At 64.2% G+C, this 23,059-nt stretch carries 19 protein-coding genes and 1 pseudogene; 12 read left to right on the top strand and 8 right to left on the bottom strand.

The features are described from left to right. Positions 1-271: 271 nt before the first annotated feature. The 5 genes from AC3WLP_RS21475 to AC3WLP_RS21495 form a co-directional block, all read right to left on the bottom strand. Positions 272-1,807 (bottom strand): DHA2 family efflux MFS transporter permease subunit, encoded by a 1,536-nt coding sequence (locus AC3WLP_RS21475; protein ID WP_088512711.1) that lies wholly within the window; start codon positions 1,805-1,807, stop codon positions 272-274. Beyond that, positions 1,804-2,997 (bottom strand): HlyD family secretion protein, encoded by a 1,194-nt coding sequence (locus AC3WLP_RS21480; protein WP_003247813.1) that lies wholly within the window; start codon positions 2,995-2,997, stop codon positions 1,804-1,806. Before AC3WLP_RS21480 ends, AC3WLP_RS21475 begins: the two co-directional genes overlap by 4 nt. Positions 2,998-3,027: 30 nt before the next feature. Continuing rightward, on the bottom strand, positions 3,028-3,501 hold the full coding sequence (locus tag AC3WLP_RS21485) for a MarR family winged helix-turn-helix transcriptional regulator (protein ID WP_003247811.1): 474 nt from the start codon (positions 3,499-3,501) through the stop codon (positions 3,028-3,030). A gap of 180 nt (positions 3,502-3,681) precedes the next feature. Next, entirely contained in the window at positions 3,682-4,314 is a 633-nt protein-coding gene (locus tag AC3WLP_RS21490) for a response regulator transcription factor (RefSeq protein ID WP_014860281.1), read from the bottom strand. A gap of 9 nt (positions 4,315-4,323) precedes the next feature. Continuing rightward, positions 4,324-5,730, bottom strand: coding sequence for a sensor histidine kinase (locus tag AC3WLP_RS21495; RefSeq protein WP_088512712.1), 1,407 nt, complete (start codon positions 5,728-5,730; stop codon positions 4,324-4,326). A gap of 193 nt (positions 5,731-5,923) precedes the next feature. On the opposite strand from AC3WLP_RS21495, the gene AC3WLP_RS21500 reads away from it, so the two are divergent. From AC3WLP_RS21500 to AC3WLP_RS21510, 3 genes are all read left to right on the top strand, one after another. Continuing rightward, positions 5,924-7,546, top strand: coding sequence for an acyl-CoA synthetase (locus AC3WLP_RS21500; protein WP_003247805.1), 1,623 nt, complete (start codon positions 5,924-5,926; stop codon positions 7,544-7,546). Positions 7,547-7,638: 92 nt separating this feature from the next. After that, a complete protein-coding gene (locus tag AC3WLP_RS21505; RefSeq protein WP_003247803.1) occupies positions 7,639-9,408 on the top strand; it encodes an acyl-CoA dehydrogenase C-terminal domain-containing protein in 1,770 nt (589 codons plus the stop codon). Positions 9,409-9,681: 273 nt separating this feature from the next. Beyond that, positions 9,682-10,689, top strand: a complete 1,008-nt coding sequence (locus tag AC3WLP_RS21510; RefSeq protein WP_014753407.1) for a FecR family protein — start codon at positions 9,682-9,684, stop codon at positions 10,687-10,689. 14 nt (positions 10,690-10,703) lie between these two features. Here AC3WLP_RS21510 and AC3WLP_RS21515 read toward each other — a convergent pair whose 3' ends face one another. Next, a complete protein-coding gene (locus AC3WLP_RS21515; protein ID WP_004575306.1) occupies positions 10,704-12,023 on the bottom strand; it encodes a Na+/H+ antiporter family protein in 1,320 nt (439 codons plus the stop codon). 568 nt (positions 12,024-12,591) lie between these two features. Here AC3WLP_RS21515 and AC3WLP_RS21520 point away from each other — a divergent pair. From AC3WLP_RS21520 to AC3WLP_RS21555, 8 genes and pseudogenes are all read left to right on the top strand, one after another. Then, positions 12,592-13,557 (top strand): annotated as a pseudogene (locus AC3WLP_RS21520) (methyl-accepting chemotaxis protein); the annotation flags it as partial. Positions 13,558-13,659: 102 nt separating this feature from the next. Next, positions 13,660-14,415, top strand: coding sequence for a methyl-accepting chemotaxis protein (locus AC3WLP_RS21525; protein ID WP_241792063.1), 756 nt, complete (start codon positions 13,660-13,662; stop codon positions 14,413-14,415). Positions 14,416-14,510: 95 nt separating this feature from the next. Further along, positions 14,511-15,527 (top strand): ABC transporter substrate-binding protein, encoded by a 1,017-nt coding sequence (locus tag AC3WLP_RS21530; protein ID WP_012052104.1) that lies wholly within the window; start codon positions 14,511-14,513, stop codon positions 15,525-15,527. Further along, entirely contained in the window at positions 15,524-16,372 is an 849-nt protein-coding gene (locus AC3WLP_RS21535) for an ABC transporter permease (protein WP_012052103.1), read from the top strand. Before AC3WLP_RS21530 ends, AC3WLP_RS21535 begins: the two co-directional genes overlap by 4 nt. A gap of 93 nt (positions 16,373-16,465) precedes the next feature. Then, the gene (locus AC3WLP_RS21540) at positions 16,466-17,329 is read left to right on the top strand and encodes a LysR family transcriptional regulator (protein WP_003247790.1); all 864 of its coding nucleotides are present in this window, start codon (positions 16,466-16,468) and stop codon (positions 17,327-17,329) included. A 135-nt stretch (positions 17,330-17,464) separates the two neighbouring features. After that, positions 17,465-18,382, top strand: coding sequence for an AEC family transporter (locus AC3WLP_RS21545; protein WP_003247787.1), 918 nt, complete (start codon positions 17,465-17,467; stop codon positions 18,380-18,382). A gap of 34 nt (positions 18,383-18,416) precedes the next feature. After that, positions 18,417-19,028, top strand: a complete 612-nt coding sequence (locus AC3WLP_RS21550; RefSeq protein WP_012052101.1) for a cell wall hydrolase — start codon at positions 18,417-18,419, stop codon at positions 19,026-19,028. A 206-nt stretch (positions 19,029-19,234) separates the two neighbouring features. Further along, a complete protein-coding gene (locus AC3WLP_RS21555; RefSeq protein WP_012052100.1) occupies positions 19,235-20,086 on the top strand; it encodes a CAP domain-containing protein in 852 nt (283 codons plus the stop codon). A 1-nt stretch (position 20,087) separates the two neighbouring features. Here the strand turns inward: AC3WLP_RS21555 and AC3WLP_RS21560 are convergent, their stop codons facing one another. Beyond that, entirely contained in the window at positions 20,088-21,065 is a 978-nt protein-coding gene (locus AC3WLP_RS21560; RefSeq protein ID WP_012052099.1) for a GlxA family transcriptional regulator, read from the bottom strand. A gap of 104 nt (positions 21,066-21,169) precedes the next feature. Here AC3WLP_RS21560 and AC3WLP_RS21565 point away from each other — a divergent pair, with 104 nt between their 5' ends. Continuing rightward, positions 21,170-21,781, top strand: coding sequence for a LysE family translocator (locus AC3WLP_RS21565; protein ID WP_012052098.1), 612 nt, complete (start codon positions 21,170-21,172; stop codon positions 21,779-21,781). Positions 21,782-21,828: 47 nt separating this feature from the next. Here AC3WLP_RS21565 and AC3WLP_RS21570 read toward each other — a convergent pair whose 3' ends face one another. Continuing rightward, positions 21,829-23,028, bottom strand: coding sequence for an MFS transporter (locus AC3WLP_RS21570; RefSeq protein WP_012052097.1), 1,200 nt, complete (start codon positions 23,026-23,028; stop codon positions 21,829-21,831). Between the last annotated feature and the right edge of the window lie 31 nt (positions 23,029-23,059).

Raw genomic sequence — 23,059 nt, forward strand, 5'->3', positions numbered from 1 at the left:
TGCTCCCGGGAGGACCGCGCTGCAGGCCCCATCCTGGGGCCCAGCGCTTGACGGGCATCCATGCCCGTCACCTCCCTTCGCAAGCCCTGCGCTCGGCCTCCTGAAGTCGCAATCCGCGGCGCCTGGGCTATCGCGCGCTTAGAAGCAAAATCAAAATCAAAAGCCGAAGCGAGAGCGAGAGCGAGAGCGAGAGCGAGAGCGAGAGCGAGAGCGAGAGCGAGAGCGAGAGCGAGAGCGAGAGCGAGAGCATCGGGATCTTGCCTTGTTTAGCTCAATGCCCCGCCGATGCCGGGCCCGCCTTGGCGGTAAAGGGTGGCTTGGCGAACAACACCAGCAGAATCAACCCGGCAAACACCCAGCTCATCAAGGTGAAGTAATCCACCGTCGACATCATGTAAGCCTGCCCATTGAGTATCTGCTCCAACTGCGCATAACTCTGCGGACTGGCCCCGCCCAACTGCTCAAGGGTATGCCGCGTCGTCGGGTCGAACTGGCTGATGTGCTCGCTCAGGTAGGCATGGTGCTGATCCGCCCGACGAATCCAGATCCAGGTAGTCAACGAAGCCGCAAAACTCCCGCCCAAGGTTCGCAGAAAAGTCGCCAGCCCCGAACCGTCGGCAATCTGGTGCGGCGGCAAGTCAGACAGCAGAATGCTCAAGGTCGGCATGAAGAACAACGCCACGCCAATCCCCATGAACAACTGCACCAAGGCCACGTGCTGGAAGTCCACCTCGCTGGTGAAACCGGCCCGCATGTAGCAACTGGTGCCGATCGCCAGGAACGCCAACCCAGCCAGCACCCGCAGGTCGAAACGGTGCGCATATTTGCCCACGAACGGCGACATGATCACCGGCAGCAAACCGATCGGCGCCACTGCCAGGCCCGCCCAAGTCGCGGTATAGCCCATCTGCGTCTGCAACCACTGCGGCAGGATCAGGTTGATACCGAAGAACCCGGCATACCCCCCGACCAGCACAATGGTGCCAATGCGGAAGTTGCGGTGCACAAACAGGCGCAAGTTGACCACCGGGTGCCGGTCGGTCAGTTCCCAGATCACGAATACCGCCAGGAACACCACCGAAACCAGGCTGCCGACAATGATGAACGACGACTCGAACCAGTCCAGATCGTTGCCCTTGTCCAGCACTACCTGCAAGGCCCCAACGCCGATAATGAGGGTCAGCAGGCCAATGTAATCCATCGGCTGGCGGCTGGTGACCACCGGGCGCGTACGCATCTGCTGGCGCACCACGGCAGCAGCGAACAGGCCGATGGGCACGTTGATGAAGAAGATCCATGGCCAGCTGTAGCTATCGGTAATCCAGCCCCCAAGAATCGGCCCGGCAATCGGCGCCACCACCGTGACCATCGCCAGCAGCGCCAGTGCCATCCCCCGTTTTGCCGGGGGATAGACAGCAATCAGCAGGGTCTGCGTCATCGGGTAAAGCGGCCCGGCGACCACACCCTGCAAGACGCGAAACCCGACCAGCTCGGGCATCGACTGGGCAATACCGCACAGGAACGAAGCCAGCACGAACAGCAGCGTGGCCCAGATGAACAGTTTCACTTCACCAAAGCGCCGGCTCAGCCAGCCGGTCAGCGGCAAGGCGATAGCGTTGCTCACCGCGAACGAGGTGATGACCCAGGTGCCTTGCTCGTAGCTCACCCCCAGGTTGCCGGAAATGGTCGGCAGGGCCACATTGGCGATGGTGGTGTCCAGCACCTGCATGAACGTCGCGAGCGACAGGCCGATGGTGGTCAGCAGCAGACTTGGCGGCGTGAACTGGGCAGCGGCGTTGTTGCTCATCGTTGCGCCGTCTTGCCGGTTGCACTGTTCTCGTGAATCAGCCGGGCGATCAGGTTGTCGGCTTCGATCATCTGGTGGTCATACACCTGGGTGGTGTAGCTGGCCTTCTGCGGTGGCTGCTGGGCCAGGGTCGGGCCGCTCTGGTCATGCAGGTCGACTTCAACCACGGTGGACAGGCCAATACGTAGCGGGTGGTCCTTGAGCTGGTCGGGGCTGAGGTGGATGCGCACGGGTACTCGCTGGACAATCTTGATCCAGTTACCGGTGGCGTTCTGCGCCGGCAGCAAGGCAAAGGCGCTGCCGGTGCCCGCGCCAAGGCTGTCGACCGTGCCGCTGTACTTGACCTCGCTGCCGTACACATCAGCGGTGATTTCCACCGGCTGGCCGATGCGCATCTCTCGCAGCTGGGTTTCCTTGAAGTTGGCATCGATCCACACCTGATCCAGCGGGATGACCGCCATGGTCGCGGTGCCCGGCTGCAGGCGCTGGCCCAACTGGACGGTACGCTTGGCGACGTAGCCGGTGACCGGCGCGACCAATGTGGTGCGGGCGTGGTCGAGGTAGGCCTGGCGCAGGTCGGCAGCTGCAGCCATGACATCGGGGTGCGAGGACACCACGGTGTCGTCGACCAGCGCGCTGCTGGTGCTGAGCTGTTGCCGCGCGCTGTTGACGGCGGCCTGGGCAACGCTCAGGTCGTCGCGGGCATGGGACAGTTCTTCGGCGGCAATCGCACCGCTGTCAGCCAGCACCTTGCGCCGGTTGAAGTCCTGCTGCGCCTTGCGCAGTTCGGCTTGGCGCGTTTCCAGTTGAGCCTTCAGCGAGTCGACGTTGCTGTACAGCCCGCGCACCTGCCGCACGCTGCGTGCCAGCTTGGCTTCGGCGGACTGCAAGGCCACTTCGCTGTCGGCCGGGTCGAATTGCAGCAACACCTGGCCGGCGTGGACCAGGTCGCCGTCATCGGCCCCGATGCTGATAACGGTGCCAGCGACCAGCGGGGTGATCTCCACCACGTTGCCGTTGACATACGCATCGTCGGTGCTTTCGTGCCAACGCCCGACAATGCTGTACCAGGCCCAGGTGCCGACCCCTGCCAGGATCAGCAGCAACAGCAGGCCAAGCAACCAAGCCTTGCGCTTGCGCGACGGCTCGGGCGAGACGGAGGGAGTCGGGGTGTCTGCGGGAGTGGCCATGACAATACCTTGGATAATTCGTTACAGGGTTCAACGGTCGCCGAAGCGGCGGATCGTCAACGGGTCGCCAGCACCGAGCAGCACCTTGGCCAGCAGGCCTTCCAGGGTCTTGAGCTCCTCTGGTGCCAGCACGCCGCACAACTCGTTCATGGCGGCGGCGCCAATTTCCGGCAGGCGGTTGGCCAGGCGCTGGCCGTCGGCGGTGAGTGCCAGGCGCACCTGGCGACGGTCGTCGGCGCAGCGGTTGCGCACGATCAGCTCCTTCTGCTCGAGGCGGTCGAGCATGCGGGTCATCGATCCGCTGTCCAGGCCCAGGTAACGGCACAGTTCGGCCGGGGTATCCACCTGGTACTGGGTGACGATGATCAGCACTTTGAACTGCGCGGCGGTGACGCCCTCTGACTCCAGGTGCCAGTCAAGAATGCGGTCTTTGAGAATCGCAGCACGGCCAAGCAACATGCCGATGGCGCAGGTTTGGAAGTTCTCGGGAGAAAAATGGGCCATCGTTGGCTGCTCAGTTAAGTGTGTAGAAATATTACTGCCTAGGCAGTGAATGTCAAAGCTTTCATTAGCTAGCTATGAAATAGTGGGTGTTTTCTGGCTGTCACACCGCCCCCAGCAGTTGCGCATTGCGGCCCATTGCGACACACAACGCCGCCCCTGCCAGGGGCTACGTAAAGGCGGCTACCGCGCTCGCAGGCCCAGCGCCTCCACCGCCCCGCAAGCAATCGCCATCCCCACCAGCTCTGCGAGGCTGCCTGCCTGCAACCGCTTCATCACCCGGCCTCGGTACAGGTCCACGGTCTTGACGCTGATGCCCAACTGCTCGGCAATCTCGCGGTTGTTCAACCCTTGGGCCAACGGTACGAAGACGTCTCGCTCACGCGGCGTCAGGCCGTCGATGCGCGCCTGCACCAAGGCCAGCGCCTGATCGCCCTCTCGCGCCAGCCCGGCGTGCTCCAGCGCAGCCTGAACGCTGTCGAGCAGCAACTGGTCGTTGTAGGGTTTTTCGATGAAGTCGCAGGCGCCGGCCTTGAACGCCCGCACCACGATCGGTACATCGGCATGACCGCTGACGAAGATCACCGGCACCATCAGGCCACGCTCGCGCATCGCCTGCTGCACAGCCAACCCGCCCAGCCCCGGCATGCGCACATCCAACAGCACACACGCGGGCCCATCATCGACGCAGGCGTCGAGAAACGCCTGCCCGCTGGCGAATGGCAAGGCTTGCAGGCCCACCGACTGCAGCAGCCAGACCGTAGAGTCGCGCATACCCTGGTCGTCATCGACCACATACACTTTTGCTTGCAACACTGCCTCCCCTTATTCCCTGCTGACCGCCAGCCGGCAGCACAGTACCAGACCGCCGTTGTCACCCGCCCGCGCCCACAGGCTGCCACCGAAGCCTTCGATCAGGCTGCGGCTCATGCTCAAGCCCAAGCCCAGGCCGTCGGCCTTGCTGGTGGTAAACGGCGTAAAGATTTCATCCAGCCGCTCGGGTGCCACGCCCGGGCCCTGGTCGGCGACCTCGACCAGCACCCCATCGCCATCGCGCGCCGCGCAGAGCAGGATACGTGACGGCCGCTCACCCTGCTGCTCGCGATTGGCATCGATGGCATTGCGCAGCAGGTTGAGCAGCACCTGCTCCAGCAGCACCCGGTCGGCATACACCAAGGGCAGTTGAGCGCTCATGCGAAGTTCCACCTGCACCTGGTCCCGCGCGGCTTCCCAGGCGCACAGGCGCATGGCTTCGCCGGCCAGCTCGGCCACGTCCAGTGCCTGCAGGCGGCGCGGTTCCTTGCGCAGAAAGGCACGCAGACGGCGGATCACTTCGGCGGCATGGGTGGCCTGCTCGCTGATACGCTGCAGGCCCTGGCCAATCCGCTCGCGCGCCTGGGGATCACGTTCCAGGCCCTGCAGGTAACGCTGACTGGCGTTGGCATAGTTGACCACCGCGGCCAGTGGCTGATTGATCTCGTGGGCGATGCCCGAGGCCAGCTCGCCCAAGGTCGCGAGGCGGGCACTGTGCGCCAGGCTTTCCTGCGCTTCGATGCGCAAGGTGATGTCGCGGGACACGCTGACCACCTCCACCACCGCGCCGGTGTAGGTCTCGCGGATCGCCCGGCTGGCAATTTCGAACCAGCGGTAGTCACCTGTCGCCTGGCGTACCCGGCAGGTCATCGTGTGGTAGCCGTCCTGGTCCAGCGCGGCCGCGGCCTGGCGCAGTACCTGACGCCGCTCGCGCGGATGCAGCAGGGTATGTACAGGCATGCCACGCAGCTGCTCGGGCCACAGGCCGAGCAGGCGGTAGGCTGCCGGTGAGGCATCGAGAAAGCGGCCATCGGGGCTGTGCCGGGAAATCAGGTCGGTGGTGTTTTCGATGATCAGCCGATACAGGCGCCGGGCGCGGCTGGCTTCGCGTGCGCCATGGCGCTCTTCGCTGGCATCGCGGCAGCGGCCCAGCACCTGCTGGCCCTGGTTGTCCGGCATGAACGTCCACAGCACGATGCGTTCGCCGACCTGCACTTCGACATCGCTGATCGCCCGATGCTGGCGCAGACAGGCACGCACCAGGGCCGCGCAATTGGCCGGCAGCCAGCGAGCCAGCTCAGGCCCTTCGGCGACCCAGGCCTGCAGTGCCGGGTTGAGTGCCAGCGGGCTTGCATCACTGGCCAGTAACAGACTGGGTTGTGGGTCTTTGACGAGCAAGGGGTAAGCAGTGTCATCCACAGTAGGCGGCCTATTTTTATAGTAGTTTTACTATATTGCTATAGTCGATATTCCTAATACCATAGCGACTCGCGTAAAACTGCGACAGAGGGGGCGGCCCACCGTCCGCCCCCTGCACCCTGAACAGAGCTAACAATCAGCCATCGGGGGCCAGGTGCACAGGCTGCGTCTGCCTCCCTTACAGGATTACCGCATGTCGATCTATGCCCAGGGCCTGATGCCCGCTGCCGTCAACCATGTCGCCCTCACCCCGCTGAGCTTCATCGAACGCACCGCTGCCGTTTACGGCAACTACCCGGCCGTCATCCACGGCGCCATCCGCCGCAACTGGCAAGAAACCTACCAACGCTGTCGGCGCCTGGCCAGCGCCCTGGCCGGCCGTGGCATTGGCCGTGGCGACACCGTGGCAGTGATGCTGCCCAACACCCCGACCATGCTCGAGGCGCACTTCGGCGTACCCATGACCGGTGCCGTGCTCAATACCCTGAACGTGCGCCTGGATGCCGAGGCCATCGCCTTCATGCTGCAGCATGGCGAGGCCAAGGTGCTGATCACCGACCGCGAGTTCCATGCGGTCATCGAAGGCGCTCTGGCACTGCTTGAACACCCGCCGCTGGTGGTTGATGTGGATGACCCAGAGTACGGCGAAGGCCGCGCGGTCAGCCAGCTGGACTATGAGGCCCTGCTCAACGAAGGCGACCCGGAATTTGCCTGGGAATGGCCCGATGACGAGTGGCAAGCCATTTCGCTGAACTACACCTCCGGCACCACCGGCAACCCCAAGGGCGTGGTCTACCACCACCGCGGTGCCTACCTGAACGCACTGGGCAACCAGATGACCTGGGCCATGGGCCACCGCCCCGTGTACTTGTGGACGTTGCCAATGTTCCACTGCAACGGCTGGTGCTACCCCTGGACCATCACCGCCCTGGCCGGCACCCATGTGTTCCTGCGCCGGGTCGACCCGCAGAAGATCCTGACCCTGATCCGCGAGCACAAAGTCAGCCACCTGTGCGGTGCGCCGATCGTGCTCAACGCGCTGGTCAACATGCCCGAGGCGGCCAAGGCAGCCATCGAGCACCCGGTGCAGGCCATGGTCGCCGGCGCCGCTCCACCGGCCAAGGTCATCGGCGCCGTGGAAGAAATGGGCATCAAGGTCACCCACACCTACGGCCTGACCGAGGTTTATGGCCCGGTGACCGTGTGTGCCTGGCATGACGAATGGGACGCGCTTTCGCTGGAGGAGCGTGCACGCATCAAGTCTCGCCAAGGCGTGCGCTACCCGACCCTCGATGGCCTGATGGTCGCCGACCCGCAAACCCTTCAGCCAGTACCCCGCGACGGCAATACCCTGGGCGAAATCTTCATGCGCGGCAACACGGTGATGAAGGGTTACCTGAAAAACCCTGAAGCCACCGCCGAAGCCTTCCGTGGCGGCTGGTTCCACACCGGCGACCTGGCCGTGTGGCATGCCGACGGCTATATCGAGATCAAGGACCGGCTCAAGGACATCATCATTTCCGGTGGCGAAAACATCTCCACCATCGAGGTCGAAGACGCCCTGTACAAGCACCCGGCAGTGCTGGAAGCCGCCGTGGTGGCACGCCCGGATGAAAAATGGGGGGAAACCCCGTGCGCCTTCGTTGCCCTGAAGCCGGGCCGAGAGGACACCCGTGAAGCCGACATCACCAGTTGGTGCCGCGAGCACCTGGCCGGGTTCAAGGTGCCGAAGACCGTGGTGTTCGGCGAGCTGCCCAAGACCTCGACCGGCAAGATCCAGAAGTACGTGCTGCGCGACCGGGCCAAGGCCCTCTGATGCCGTAGCCGCCCCCCTTCAGGCGCAGCACACGGCTGCGCCTGAAGGTTCAGCGCACGCCCAACCCTCCCTCACTATTGCAAGAGCTGCCGATGACCACCTATTCCGCCCCCCTGCGCGACATGCGCTTCGTCCTGCATGACGTGTTCAACGCTTCAGGCCTGTGGGCCCGACTGCCCGCCCTGGCCGAACGCATCGATGCCGACACTGCCGACGCCATTCTCGAGGAAGCATCCAAAGTCACCGGCCAGCTGATCGCCCCGCTCAGCCGCAACGGTGACGAGCAAGGTGTGTGCTTCGACGCAGGCCAAGTCACCACCCCCGAAGGCTTTCGCGAGGCCTGGAACACCTACCGCGAAGGTGGCTGGGTCGGCTTGGGCGGCAACCCGGAACACGGCGGCATGGGCATGCCAAAGATGCTCGGCGTGCTGTTCGAAGAGATGCTCTACGCGGCTGACTGCAGCTTCAGCCTGTATTCGGCATTGAGCGCAGGCAGTTGCCTGGCGATCGATGCCCACGCCAGCGAAGCGCTCAAGGCCACTTACCTGCCACCGCTGTACGAAGGCCGCTGGGCCGGCACCATGTGCCTGACCGAACCCCATGCCGGCACTGACCTGGGGCTGATCCGCACCCGCGCCGAGCCTCAGGCCGATGGCAGCGTGCGCATCAGTGGCAGCAAGATCTTCATTACCGGCGGCGAGCAGGACCTGACCGAGAACATCGTCCACCTGGTGCTGGCCAAGCTGCCGGATGCGCCCGCCGGTGCCAAAGGCATATCGCTGTTTCTGGTCCCCAAATTCCTGGTCGAGGCCGATGGCCGCCTGGGCGCGCGCAATGCTGTCCATTGTGGCTCGATCGAACACAAGATGGGCATCAAGGCCTCGGCGACCTGCGTCATGAACTTTGACGGTGCCATCGGTTACCTGGTGGGCGAACCGAACAAGGGCCTGGCAGCGATGTTCACCATGATGAACTACGAGCGCCTGTCCATCGGCATACAGGGCATCGGTTGTGCCGAAGCCTCCTACCAGAGCGCCGCCCGCTATGCCAACGAGCGCCTGCAGAGCCGCGCAGCGACTGGCCCGCAGGCACACGACAAGGTGGCCGACCCGATCATCCACCATGGTGATGTTCGGCGCATGCTGCTGACCATGCGCACCCTCACCGAAGCAGGTCGGGCGTTCGCCGTCTACGTTGGCCAGCAACTGGACGTGGCGCGCTATGCCGAGGACGCTGGCGAACGCGAGCATGCCCAGCGCCTGGTGGCACTGCTGACACCGGTGGCCAAGGCATTCTTCACCGACAACGGTCTGGAAAGCTGCGTGCTTGGCCAGCAGGTGTACGGCGGTCATGGCTACATCCGCGAATGGGGCCAGGAGCAACGGGTGCGAGACGTGCGCATTGCGCAAATCTATGAAGGCACCAACGGCATTCAGGCCCTTGATCTGCTGGGGCGCAAGGTGCTGGCCGACGGTGGTCAGGCGTTGGCCAGCTTTGCCAGCGAAGTGCGGGCCTTCAGTGTGGATGCGCCCTTGCACCGCGAGGCCCTGCAGGCGAGCCTGGCGCGGCTCGAGGCCACCAGCAGCTGGCTGCGGGCGCAGGCTGGCGAGGATGCCAACCTGGTCAGCGCGGTAGCCGTTGAGTACCTGCAGCTGTTCGGGCTGACCGCCTATGCGTACATGTGGGCGCGGATGGCGGCGGTGGCGCTGGCCAAACGTGATGAGGACGAGGCGTTTCATGGTGCGAAGCTTGCCTGTGCGACGTTCTATTTCCAGCGGGTCTTGCCGCGGGGGTTGGGGCTGGAGGCGAGCATTCGGGCCGGTAGTGGCAGCCTTTATGGGCTAGAGGCCGCACAGTTCTGACCGGTGTTTCACTGACGCGCTTGTTGCAAGGGCAGCCGTGTGCTGCGAAGAGGGCCGGTTACCGAATCGGTACTGCAAACACTGACCTCTTCGCCGCACCAGGCCGCCCCCGAAGCGATTGCAGACATCGTCTTTTGCCCGCGAAGGGTTCTCAAACGCTGAAAAACCGTGGTCAATCCGACGAAAAACCGGCACAACTGATAGTCATTCGCCAGTACATTGGTTCTCGGGAGCCCTCTCGCAAGGGTAGAATGCGCAAAACCCGGAGCCGCAATGAACCACGACCGCCTCAATCCCAGCCCAGACGATGCCATCACCGACGCCGCAGCGCATTGGTGCATGCGCCTGCACGCCGACGACTGCACGCAGGCCGAGCGTGAAGCATTCGCTGGCTGGTTGGCGGCCGACCCTCGGCATGCCGAAGAATATCAGGCGATGCTGGAAATCTGGCAAACAGCCGACCTGCTGCCGCGCAGCGCCACCGTCATCGACTTCAACTCACCCGCCAAACACGCCACCCGCCCCCGCAGCTGGCGGCCGCTGGCGTCTGCTGCGGCCATCGCCCTGGCAGTGCTGCCGCTGGCCGGCTGGATGGGGTGGGAACAGGGCTGGTTGCCCAACCACTACCAGCACGTCGAAGCCGGTGACCGCATGCAGACCGTGGAGCTCAGCGACGGCAGCACGGTACAGCTCAACCTGCACACCGAGCTCACCTTCCTCAACTACAAGGACCAGCGCCAGGTCACGCTCAAGCGCGGCGAGGCGTTCTTCAAGGTGCGACACGACAGCAGCCACCCGTTCATCGTGCGTGCCGGCAGTGGCCAGACCCGGGTCACCGGCACCCAGTTCAACGTGTGGAAGTACCAGGACCAGGTGAAGGTCACCCTGGTGGAAGGTTCAGTGCTGGTGTCCAGTGAGGGCAGTGCCGGTGGCTATCGCCTTGGCCCTGGCATGCAGGCCAGCTACCACAAAGGCGACTTCGAGCCGCAGCTGGAGCAAAGCGACGACTATGGCAACAGCCTGGCATGGCGCAGCGGCAAGCTGGTGCTCGACAACCTGAGCCTGGAACAGGCGCTGCCGGTGATAAACCGCTACCTCGACGCCCCGCTGCTACTGGCCGATGCCAGCACCGGCCGCATTCGCATCAGCGGCATCTACAACACCCGTGAAGTGGGGCGCCTGGTCAACAACCTGCCCAAAGTCCTGCCGGTCTACCTGACCCGCAGCAAGGACGGCAGCACCGTGCTCAATCGCATCTCGCCGCCGCCCGACAAGGGCTGACGCCCTCCCCCGCCTTACAAGGTCATCGCCGCCAACCAACCGAACGCCAGCAGCGGCAGGTTGTAATGGATGAAGGTCGGCACCACGGTGTCCCAGATGTGGTGGTGCTGGCCATCCACGTTCAGGCCCGAGGTCGGGCCCAGGGTCGAGTCCGAGGCCGGCGAACCTGCATCACCCAGCGCACCGGCAGTACCAATGATGCACACCGTGGCCAACGGGTCGAAGCCCAGTTGTACGCACAGTGGCACGAAAATCGCCGCCAGGATCGGCACGGTGGAGAACGACGAGCCGATCCCCATCGTCACCAAAAGGCCTACCAACAGCATCAGCAGGGCACCGACGCCCTTGCTGTGGTCGATCCACTGCGCCGAGGTTTCCACCAGGCTCTTCACCTCACCGGTGGCCTTCATCACCTCGGCAAAACCGGACGCGGTAATCATGATGAAACCGATCATGGCCATCATCTTCATGCCTTCGGTGAACAGGTCGTCGGTCTCTTTCCACTTGACGATGCCCGACAGCGAGAAGATCAGGAAACCGACCATGGCACCGATGATCATCGAGTCCAGCAACAGCTGGACAATGAAGGCTGCAGCGATCGCCAGCCCGGCCACCAGCAAGGTCAGCGGGTTGTACTGCACGCTCACCTGCTCCACCTGCTGGATCCGCGCCAGGTCGTAGTCACGCTTCTTGCGGTAGCTGATGAACACCGCCACCAGCAGGCCGACGAGCATGCCGGCAGCCGGGACGGCCATGGCGTGGGTGACGTTGACGCCGCTCACATCGACACCCGCGCGGGCCACATTGGCCAACAGGATCTCGTTGAGGAAGATGTTGCCGAAGCCCACCGGCAGGAACATGTACGGGGTGATCAGGCCAAAGGTGATCACACAGGCGATCAGCCGGCGGTCGATACGCAGGCGAGTCAGCACGTACAACAGAGGTGGCACCAGCAGCGGGATGAAGGCAATGTGGATAGGCAGGATGTTCTGGGACGACACGGCCACCACCAGCATCAGGCCGATCATCAGCCATTTGACCTTGCCGCCCTTGGCGTCGTCCTGCCGGTCGATCATGACCAGGGCGCGGTCGGCCAGCGCATGGGCCAGGCCAGACTTGGCGATTGCCACGGCAAAGGCACCCAGCAGTGCATAGGACAAAGCCACCGTGGCACCACCGCCGAGGCCACCGTTGAAGGCCTTGAGCGTGCCTTCGATGCCCAGGCCGCCCACCAGCCCACCGGCCAGGGCGCCGATGATCAGGGCGATGACCACGTGCACGCGGGACAGGCTGAGTATCAGCATGATGCCGACCGCGGCGATCACTGCATTCATGGTTGGCTTACCTCATTACGACAGAAAAAAGCGCGAACTCTGAAGCAGTAGGCGGCAGATGTCAAAAGCGCCTTGATGCGGGGCATTAGTGGCGGTCAAATTTAAATTGAATGTTTGAATAAAGAAAAAACGGCAGGGGCCGATATTGAGGGAGGCAGCGAGGTACCTGGCCGCAGCGCTTTGGCACCTCCCGGCCCCACCGCAGATAAAGCCATAACCCTTAATGCCAAAAAAGGGATCCGCCCCCATGCCTTTGCGACAACTTTCCATCCAGTGGAAGATCACCCTGCTCGCCGGTCTCTGTCTGGCCGCTATCGTCACCTTGCTCGTCGGCCTGTCGCTGTACCGCATGGATCACAGTTCGGACCTGGTCAAGGCCAGCAGCATGCAGATGCTGACCGAGGCGGCGCAGTCGCGTATCGAGTCACAAGGTGAAGTGCAAGCGCTGAACATTCGCCGCCAGTTCATGGATGCCTACCAGTACGGCGCCGGCTTCGCCCGTCAGGTGCTGTTCCTGCGCGAGCAGGCCGAAAAGCGCTTTCTCGATGCCTTCGACCTGCGCGAGGACATGACCCGCCAGGTACGCGCCGCACTGCAAGCCAACCCCGACCTGCTCGGCCTGTCACTGGTATTCGAGCCCAATGCCCTGGACAACAAGGACAGCCTGTTTGCCGGCAAGGCAGCATTGGGCAGCAACGAAACCGGGCGCTTTGCCCTGTACTGGTCGCAGCCACGCGCCGGCCAGTTGACCGCGATGGCCCTGCCCGAACATGACATGGCCAACACCGAGATCGGCCCCAGCGGCCAGCCGGCCAACACCTGGTGGGTATGCCCACGCACCTCCGGCAAGGTGTGCGTGGTAGAGCCGTACTTCTACGACATCGATGGCCAGCAGGTGCTGATGACCAGCATCGTGTTCCCGCTGGCGGTCAACGGCAAGATCATTGCCACCCTGTCCATCGACATCAACCTCAATAGCCTGCAGGCGCTGAGCCAAGAGGCCAGCCGCAGCCTCTACGAAGGCCGCACCACGGTCGGCATTCTGACCCCGGTCGGCCTGCTGGCCGGCTACAGCGCCGATGCCAGCAAGCTGGCCCAGCGCTTCGACCAGGTAGACACGACCAAAGGCGCCGAGCTGGTGCGCAAGCTGGCCGATGGCAAGCTGACCATCCTCCACGACCGGCAGCGCCTGAAGGTACTGGCGGCATTCCGGCCAATCCCGGACGCCCAGCCCTGGGGCGTGTTGCTGGATGTGCCGGAAAACGCCCTGACCGGGCCGGCCGAAACCCTGAAGCAGGAACTTGACGCGCTCAATACCAGCGGCACCTTGCTGGAACTGAGCCTGGGCCTGGCCGCCGCCATTGTCGGCCTGCTGCTGGTATGGCTGATGGCCCGCGGCGTTACCCGGCCGATCCTCGGCGTGGCCGCCATGCTCAAGGACATTGCCAGCGGCGAAGGCGACCTGACCCGTCGCCTGACCTACCAGAAACAGGACGAACTGGGCGAACTGGCCGGCTGGTTCAATCGCTTCCTCGACAAGTTGCAGCCAACCATTGCCGAGGTCAAACGCTCGGTGCAGGCCGCCCGAGGCACAGCCGACCAGTCCTCGGCGATTGCCACTGAAACCAGCGCCGGCATGGAGCAGCAGTACCGCCAGGTGGACCAGGTGGCCACCGCCTCGCATGAAATGAGCGCCACCGCCCAGGACGTTGCCCGCAGCGCCGCCCAGGCGGCACAGGCGGCGCGCGATGCCGACCAGGCCACCCGCGAAGGCTTGGCGGTAATCGACCGCACCACCAGCAGCATCGGTGCCCTGGCCGCCAACATGAGCGACACCATGGCCGAAATAGAAGGCCTGGCGCAGAACAGCGAGAAGATCGGCTCGGTACTGGAAGTGATCCGCTCGATCGCCGAACAGACCAACCTGCTGGCACTCAACGCTGCCATCGAAGCTGCCCGCGCCGGAGAGGCCGGCCGTGGCTTTGCCGTGGTCGCCGATGAGGTGCGCAACTTGGCCCAGCGCACTCAGGAGTCGGTGGAAGAAACCCGGCAGGTCATCGAAGCCCTGCAGAACGGCACCCGCGAAGTGGTCGGCGCCATGGACCACAGCCACCGCCAGGCCCAAGGTGGCGTGGAGCAGGTCGGCCAAGCCGTCACGGCATTGCAGCGCATTGGCCAGGCGGTGACGGTGATCACCGACATGAACCTGCAGATCGCCTCTGCCGCCGAGGAGCAAAGCGCGGTAGCCGAGGAAATCAACAGCAACGTGGCGACCATTCGTGATGTCACTGAATCCCTGTCAGGCCAGGCCAACGAGTCGGCGCGGGTCAGCCAGTCGCTGAACAGCCTGGCCAACCAGCAGCAAGCGCTGATGGACCAGTTCCGCGTCTGAAGCGAACGGGGCCACGCCAGTGGCCCTGAAACTGACAGAACCTCGTCGTCTACACTTGCCCCCACCGCCAAGGCGTGGCGAACGACGAGGTTTACATGAAGAGATTTCCAGCGCTGCTGGCCGGGCTGCTGTTGACGGTGGGCCTGGCCAGCACGGACAGCGCCGCATCGGCAGAACAGCCTGCGCCTATCCATTTTGGTGCCATCGGCTGGGAAAGCGGCGCCCTCACCACCGAGATCCTGCGCCTGATCGTGGAGCGCGGCTACGGCTACAGCACCGACACCCTGCCTGGCAGCACGGTCAGCATGGAGGTGGCCCTGGCGCGCAATGACCTGCAAGTGATCGCCGAGGAATGGGCCGGGCGCAGCCCTGCCTGGGTCAAGGCCGAACAGGCCGGCCAAGTGTTCGCACTGGGCGATACGGTCAAAAATGCAGAGGAAGGTTGGTGGGTACCGGCCTATGTGATCGAGGGCGATGCCGCACGCAACCTGAAGCCCGTGGCGCCTGAGCTGCACAGTGTCGAGGACCTCAAGCGTTACCCGCAGGTATTTTCTGACCCCGAATCGCCCGGTAAAGGGCGTTTTCTCAACAGCCCAAGCGGCTGGACGTCTGAAACCGTCAACAGCCAAAAGCTCAAGGCCTATGGCCTGGATGGCCTCTACAACAACTTCCGCAGTGGCTCCGGCGCCGCGATGGACGCCGAGATCGGTTCGGCTATCCGGCGCGGCAAACCTGTGCTGTTCTACTACTGGAACCCGACCCCGCTGATGGGGCGCTACAAGCTCATCCGGCTGGAAGAACCCCCGTTCGATGCCCAGGCCTGGGCCACCCTCACCGACCCCGCCAACCCCAACCCGAAAGGCAGCCGCTCGCTGCCGGCAAAGTTGTCGATTGGCGTGTCCAAAGCCTTTCGCGAAAACTACCCAGACCTGGTCAGCGTGTTCGAACAGGTCAACCTGCCCATCGATCGCCTGAACAAGGCCCTGGCCGTCATGAGCGAAAAACGCACGCCCCCGCGCGAAGCCGCCCTCACCTTCCTGCGCGATCACCGCGAGGTGTGGAAAACCTGGCTGCCGGCGGACATCGCCGCCAAGGTCGAGGCCAGCCTGTGAGCAGCGGTTTCCCGCAGACCCTGCAGTTTTCCTTTGCCGACAGCATCAACCGCCTGGTCGACGGGTTGGTATTGAACTACGGCGACCACCTGCGCAGTTTTTCTGACCAGTTGCTGCAACTGCTGGTCGGCCTGGAGAACCTGTTGCGACTGTTGCCTTGGTGGCTGTTGTTGTTGCTGGTGGGTCTGCTGGCCTGGCACGCCAGCCGCAGCCTGCTGCGCAGCGCCGTGCTGGTCGCGCTGCTGGCCTTGATCGGTATGCTCGGGCTCTGGGACAAGCTGCTGCAGACCCTGGCCCTGGTGCTGGTCAGTACCGGCCTGTGCGTACTGGTGGGTGTACCGCTGGGCATCCTGCTGGCTGCCCGGCCACTGGCCAGGCGGCTGCTGTTGCCGGTACTCGATGTGATGCAGACGCTACCTGCGTTCGTTTACCTGATCCCGGTGCTGATGCTGTTTGGCCTGGGCAAGGTGCCTGCCGTGTTCGCCACGCTGATCTACGCCCTGCCGCCGCTGGTGCGGTTGACCGAGCTGGGCTTGAGCCAGATCGACCCCTCGTTGTTGCAGGCCGCACACGGCCTTGGCGCCAGCCGCTGGCAGCGGTTGCGGCGCATCGCCCTGCCCCTGGCGCTGCCGAGCATCATGGCCGGGCTCAACCAGTCGGTCATGATGGCCTTGTCGATGGTGGTCGTGGCGTCGATGATCGGCGCCCGTGGGTTGGGTGAGGATGTGCTGGCGGGGATCCAGACCTTGAATGTTGGCCAAGGGATGGAGGCCGGGCTGGCAATTGTCGCCCTGGCCATGGTGATCGACCGGATCAGCCAGGCCTATGGGCGCAGTCGTCGCTGAGCCGTATCGCCAAGGCCTGGGAGCAGCCTTGTGCTGCGAGAGAGCCGGGCCTGACAATACGCCTCTGTCAGCTGAGAACCGGACCTCAACCGCATGTCCCTGAAAGCCCTGCGCACCTTGGTGACCATCGCCCGCCACGGCACCTTTGCCCGCGCCGCCGACCTGCTCAGCCTCACCCCCTCGGCGGTCAGCCTGCACATCAAAACCCTGGAAGACGAACTGAAGGTGACCTTGTTCGACCGTAGCCGCAGGCAGGTGGTGCTGACCGAAGCCGGCCAGTTGGCGGTGGCCCGCGCCGAAAGCCTTCTGGCTGCCTATGACGAACTGGCCGATGCCCTGGCCAGCGGCCCAAGCCTGCGCGGCCGCTTGCGCCTGGGGGCGATACACACGGTGCTGGCGCGGCGTTTGCCCAAGGCGCTGGTGTGGATCAAGGCCCATCACCCGCAGCTACACATCAGCGTGGCCTCGGGCATGTCGGCGGAGCTGGCGCGGCGCGTGGAAGACGGTGAGCTCGATGCCGCGATCACCACCGAACCGGTCAGCCCTTACCCGCAAAACCTGGACTTTACACCGCTGTTCGAGGACCGCTTCTGGGCCATTGCCAGCCCTGAGCTGGCCGGGTATAGCGTGCCGCAGTTGCTGGCCAGCCAGCCTTTCCTGCGCTTCGACAAGCGAGCCTGGGCCGGCCGGCAGATCGAGCAGGAACTACGCCGCCAGCAGGTGCAGGTAAGCGAACTGATGGAACTGGACAGCCAGGAAGCCCTGGCGCGCATGGCGGTGATGGGCCTGGGCGTGGCGGTCATCCCCATGGCAGATGACGACCTGCAACGCTTGCCACCCGCCACCTGCCTGCCGTTTGGCGAGCCGCAGCTGACCCGGCGGGTGGTGTTGCTGGAGCATGAAAAAAGCCAGCGGCGGCATTTGAGTGCGGTGTTGAAGACCGCCCTGGAAGCCTGACCCCAGGCTGCTCCAAAGCGCGATCTGCACCCACCAACATGCATTTTTCCTCAACGGTCACTGAAGAAAACAACGTTTTTACAGATTGATCCGCCCCCGTAGTCTGTGCACGTACCCGACCACGGAATGCTGACCATGCTGCACTTGCTGCTGACCACCCTGCTCCCCATCATCCTGCTGATAGCGCTGGGTACCTTCCTGCGCCTTCGCGGTTTTCTTGCCGAGAGCTTCTGGCCTGGCGCCGAGCGCCTGAGCTACTACGTCCTGCTACCGTCGCTGTTCCTCCATGGCCTGGCCACTGCCAACCTCGATGGCATACCGGTGCTGGGCATGGCCGGCGCACTGATGCTCTCGACCCTGGCCGGTGCCGTATTGCTGATGCTGTATCAGGGCGCGGCGAACCATGAGGGTGCCGACTTCACTTCGGTGTTTCAGGGCGGTATCCGCTTCAACAACTACATCGGTGCCACCCTGGCTGCGGGCATCTACGGCAGCGCCGGGATTGCCCTGGCGGCGGTGGCCAACGCCGCCATCGTGCCCTTGGTCAACCTGCTCTGCGTACTGGTGTTTGCCCGCTTCAGCGCCCGTCACAGTTCGCCCGCCACGGTGCTTCGGGCGATCTTCGCCAACCCGTTGATCGTCGGCTGCGCAGGGGGGCTGGTGCTACGGGCCACGGGGCTGGGCTTGCCGGCCGGTATCGACGCCACGGTCAAGGCCTTGGGCCAGGCCGCACTGCCTTTGGGCCTGCTGTGTGTCGGCGCTGCCCTGGGCGGCGCCAGCCTCGGCCAGCAGGTACGGCCGCTGATGGCAGCATCGACGTTCAAGTTCCTGGTCATGCCACTGACCACCTGGGGCGTTTGCCGGCTGCTCGGCCTGAGTGGCCAGGCAGCGGTGGTGGCAGTGTTGTTCCAGGCGCTGCCAACCGCTTCGTCATCTTACGTCATGGCCCGGCAAATGGGCGGCAACGCGCCACTGATGGCCACCCTCATTGCCCTGCAGACCGTGGCTGCCGCCGCCACCCTGCCTTTGGTATTAATGCTTACGCTTGGCTAGACTGAAATTCTGCCCACTGCCTGGTAATGTGCCCATGCGCCTTCACTTGATGCTGATCGGCTTGACCTCGGCCCTGCTCGCAGGCCCCCTGTATGCCGCTGATCCAGCCAAGGCCGCCGTTGCCGAGGACAAGGCCGCAGTGCTTGAAGAAAAGGTCGTCGAAGATGCGCCGCCCCCCAGGAAAGCAGAGAAACTGACCCCAGGCGAAACGCAAGCAGTGGACCCGGCTGGCCAGGCGCCGCTGGATGACAGCATCACCTGCCTGGCACGTACCATCTACTGGGAAGCCAAGGGCGCCGACGCCAAAGACATGACCGCGGTGGCCAGTGTGGTGCTCAACCGCCTGGGCCACGATGGCTTTCCCGATACCATCTGCGCGGTAGTCAAACAGGGGGTGGAGACCAAGGCCTGTCAGTTCTCATGGTGGTGTGACGGGCGCCCGGACCAGGTCGAGGAACCGCAACGCTACAACGTTGCCAAAGAGATCGCACGCAAGGCGCTGAACCAGCAGTTGAAAGACCCCACCGGCGGTGCATTGTACTTTCACGACCGCACGGTGCGCCCCGACTGGGCGAAGGCTTATCGCAAGACCGCGCAGACCACCCACTTCTTGTTCTACAAGCCGAACCAGGCGTTGGCCCATTGACGCGTAAACGGCTGACAACGCGGGCTCGATACGAATGACTGGTACCTGACCGCACTTTTCCACGGGCCTGGAGTCTACCCCCTCTTTTGCCGCCAGTAACGATTGCCGGTGTTTTCATTGCCTTGCACGACCTCGGGCCAAAAGCCCCGGGCTTGTGTAGGATGAGCAGCGCACACCACGACGCTGCCAGTCATAGGGAGATCCACATGCGCGTCCTGACATCCGTTGTCGCCTTGTCACTGGGCCTGGTCGTTTCGACCGGGGCGCTGGCAGCCACCGGCGAAGAGGCGCAGTTGATCGATTCGATCAATGTCTACCGCAGCAAGGCCCAGCCCTGCGGTGGCGAGGCGTCGTTGGAACTGCCGCCGCTCAACAGCGACACACGCCTTGCGCTGTCGCCAGAGGGCACCCGCGACCTGCAACAGGCCATGACCCGCGCCGCCTACCCCATGGTCAGCGTCCAGGCCATCAGCCTGTCGGGGCCACGCGACGCACGCGCCGCCATGCATGCCATCGAGGAAAGCTTCTGCCAAGTGGTGCTCGACCCGCAATTCGTCGATATCGGCGTCAGCCAGGAGGGCCGCGACTGGCGCATCGTGCTGGCACGGCCGCTGCTCAGCGGCCGCCTGGGCGACTGGCAGGCCGAGGGACAGAAGGTGCTGCAGGAGGTCAACGCCGCGCGCAAGGTGCCACGGCAATGCGGTGGCCAGCCGTTTGCCGCCGCCCCGGCACTGAGCTGGAGCACAGTGCTGGCCGGGGTCGCCGCCAACCACACTCGGGCCATGGCCAACCAGAACTTCTTCGACCACATCGACAAAGATGGCCGCACACCCGGTGACCGGGCGGAACTGGCCGGGTACCTGTACCAGCAGATCGGCGAAAATATCACCGCCGGGCGTGACACCGCGCAAAAGGTCGTCAACGGCTGGCTGGACAGCCCGGGGCACTGCGCCACGCTGATGAATCCGGACTTCCATGAACTGGGCGCTGCGTATGCGATGGACCCCAAGAGCGATGCAGGGATCTACTGGACAGGGTTGTTCGGGACGCCGCAGTAGATCACGTGAGCGGGTAATGACCCGCACGCAACTGCAGGGCCGTACACCCAAACCGACGCCGCACGCACTTGCCAAGGTAGCTGGCATCACCCAGGCCCACCTCATCGGCAATCTGCGCCAGGCTGTGGCTGGAGTTGAGCAAACGCCAGCGCGCCTGCTGCAAGCGCATCTCCAGCCACCAGGCCTTGGTGCTCATACCGTGGCTGGCCTGGAATTGCCGGTCCAGTTGACGCCGGCTGATGCCCAGTTCTGCGGCCAGTTGCTCCACGGCCAACGGTGTACCCAGGTGATGACGCATCAGTGCTTGCGCCCGTTGCACCTGGCGCCCCTGACCAGCACCCAGCTCCAGCGAGCGCAAGGCGTGACGGCTGTCGCGGGTCTCGTCCACCAGCATGTCAGCCAGCCCTTTGAGCGCACGGGCTCGCCCACAAGCGCGTGACAGTAGTGCAACGGCCAGGTCTATGGCGGCAGTGCCACCGGCGCACGTGATGCGGTTGCCATCGATGCAGTACAACTGCTCGCGCAGCAGCTGCAACTGCGGAAAAGCAGCACGAAACTCGGCTTCGTGACGCCAGTGCACCACCACCTTGTGCCCCTGCAGCAGGCCGCAGGCAGCCAGCAGGAAGGCGCCATTGTCGACCCCCACCAGCTTGACTCCCGCCTTGGCGGCCTGCCTGAGCAACGCCTGGTAACGTGGCGCCAGCGCCGCGGTGGCCATGGCACTGCGACCGCCGAACACCACCAGGTAGTCGAAAAGGGCGAGGTCGAGCTGATCGGCAATGGCCTCGACCTGCAGCACCGCGCCACTGCTTGACGGTACCGGCTCGAGGCTGAGCCCCGCCACTGTCCAGCTGCAATAGCGTTGCTGGCTATAGTCCTCGTCGTCGGCGCTGAAGCGCAATTTGTCGAGGAAGGCGCCAAACGGCAGCAGGGCAAAATCCGGTAACGGCATGATCAGCAAGCGGATGTCGGGCGGCATGAAACCACGTCCAGAAAAGACCCTTGTATGACCAGATAATACTCTTCCAGCTTGAGCGTTGCGCCATAGACTGACGCCCTCTCTCGAACACGGCAATTTTCAACATGGCACTGGACACCTGGCTCATCTACCTGCTGGCCAGCATCGGCCTGTCGCTGACCCCGGGGCCCAACAGCCTGTTGGCATTGACCCATGGCGCGCTTTATGGCGCACGGCGAACGCTGTTCACCATCGTGGGCGGGGTATTGGGTTTCAGCGCCCTCATCGCCTTGACCATGTTCGGCCTCAGCGCACTGCTACAGACCTCGGCGGCAGTGCTGAGCGTCCTGAAGTGGGTGGGTGGGGCTTATCTGATCTGGCTGGGCATTCAGCTGTGGCGCAGTCCAGGCCTGCAGCTGGAACTGACCGCGCACAACGCGCGGCTGGGCAATGCCGGGCTGTTTCGCCAGGGCCTGCTTTCGGCCATGGCGAACCCCAAGGTGCTGCTGTTCTATGGTGCCTTCCTGCCGCAGTTCATCGACCCCCAGCGAGGGCTGGTGCTGCAATTTGCGGTGATGGCCGCGACCTTTGCCAGCGTCGAGTGCCTGGTCGAATACCTGCTGGCGCGCCTGGCGTTTCGCATTCGGCCATGGCTGGCCAAGGGTGGCAAAGGTTTCAATCGCTGCTGCGGGAGCCTGTTTGCCTTGATTGGCCTGGCGCTGCCGCTTGGCCGATAGCGGGCCCGCGAACACGGGTGAAACCCGTGCCACCACCGCGTAACGGTTCAACCCTGGCGTGCTTTGAGTAGAAACACAACCAGCGCCACACCCGGCAACCCCGCCCCCACCAGTGCCACGCCATGCCAGCCAAACTGGCTGAACAGCGCACTGGCCACCGCCGACCCCAGCGCCCCGCCGAGGAAGATGCTGGTCATGTACACCGCATTCAGCCGCCCGCGGCTGGCAGGGTCCAGTGCGTACACTTCACGCTGGCCGATGACCATGTTCATCTGCACCGCAAAGTCCAGCAACACGCCGGTAAGGCCCAGGCCAATCACGCTGTATCCCGGCACTGTCAGCCCCAGCAACAAGGTCGCCGGCGCCAGCAACAGCGCCAGCAGCGAGCCGGCCCGGGCATGCCCGGCATCGGCCAGGCGGCCGGCCATGGGCGCAGCAACGGCACCCACCGCGCCGACAAGGGCGAACACAGCGATCTGGCTTTGTGACAGGCCATGCTCACCGGCAAGCGCCATCGGCACTGCCGTCCAGTAAAGGCTGAACGCTGCAAACATCAATGCCTGGTACAACGAACGCTGGCGCAACAGCGGATAACGACGCAGCAGTGTGAGCAGCGACAGCATCAGCCCGGCATAACTGGCTTTGTGCTCGGGCCGCCGCTGCGGCAAGGTCAATGACAGCAACAGGATGATCGCCAGCATTACCCCGGCGGCGCCAATGAACACCGCACGCCAGCCGAAGTGGTCGGCCACCACGCTCGACAGCGGTCGCGCCAGCAGGATGCCCAGCAGCAAGCCGCCCATGATGTTACCGACCACACGACCACGCTGCTGTTCCGGCGCCAGATGCGCCGCCAGCGGGATGAGCATCTGCACCGACACCGAACTGAAGCCGATCAGCAATGCATAACCCAGGAACAGCTGACCCTGGCCACTGCTGCTGGTGCCCGCCAGCAGCAGGCTGACGCAGGCCAGGACCGCGGTGGCCACCATCAGGCGGCGGTTTTCCAGCAGGTCGGCCAGCGGCACCAGCAATAACAGGCCCAGGGCATAGCCCAACTGCGTGAGCGAAACGATCAGGCTGGCATGCTCGGTGGACAGCCCCAGGTCGGGGGCGATCAGCCCGACGATGGGCTGGGCGTAGTAGATGTTGGCGACAATCGCGCCGCAGCAGAACGCCAGCAGCACTACCAGAGCCCGGCTCAGGCTGGCGGCGGCCGGTTGCGCTGTCGCAAGGGAGGGGTTCATGCGAAGTTCCTCGAAAAGGAGTGGGTATATG

Source organism: Pseudomonas sp. FW305-E2 (assembly GCF_058782925.1).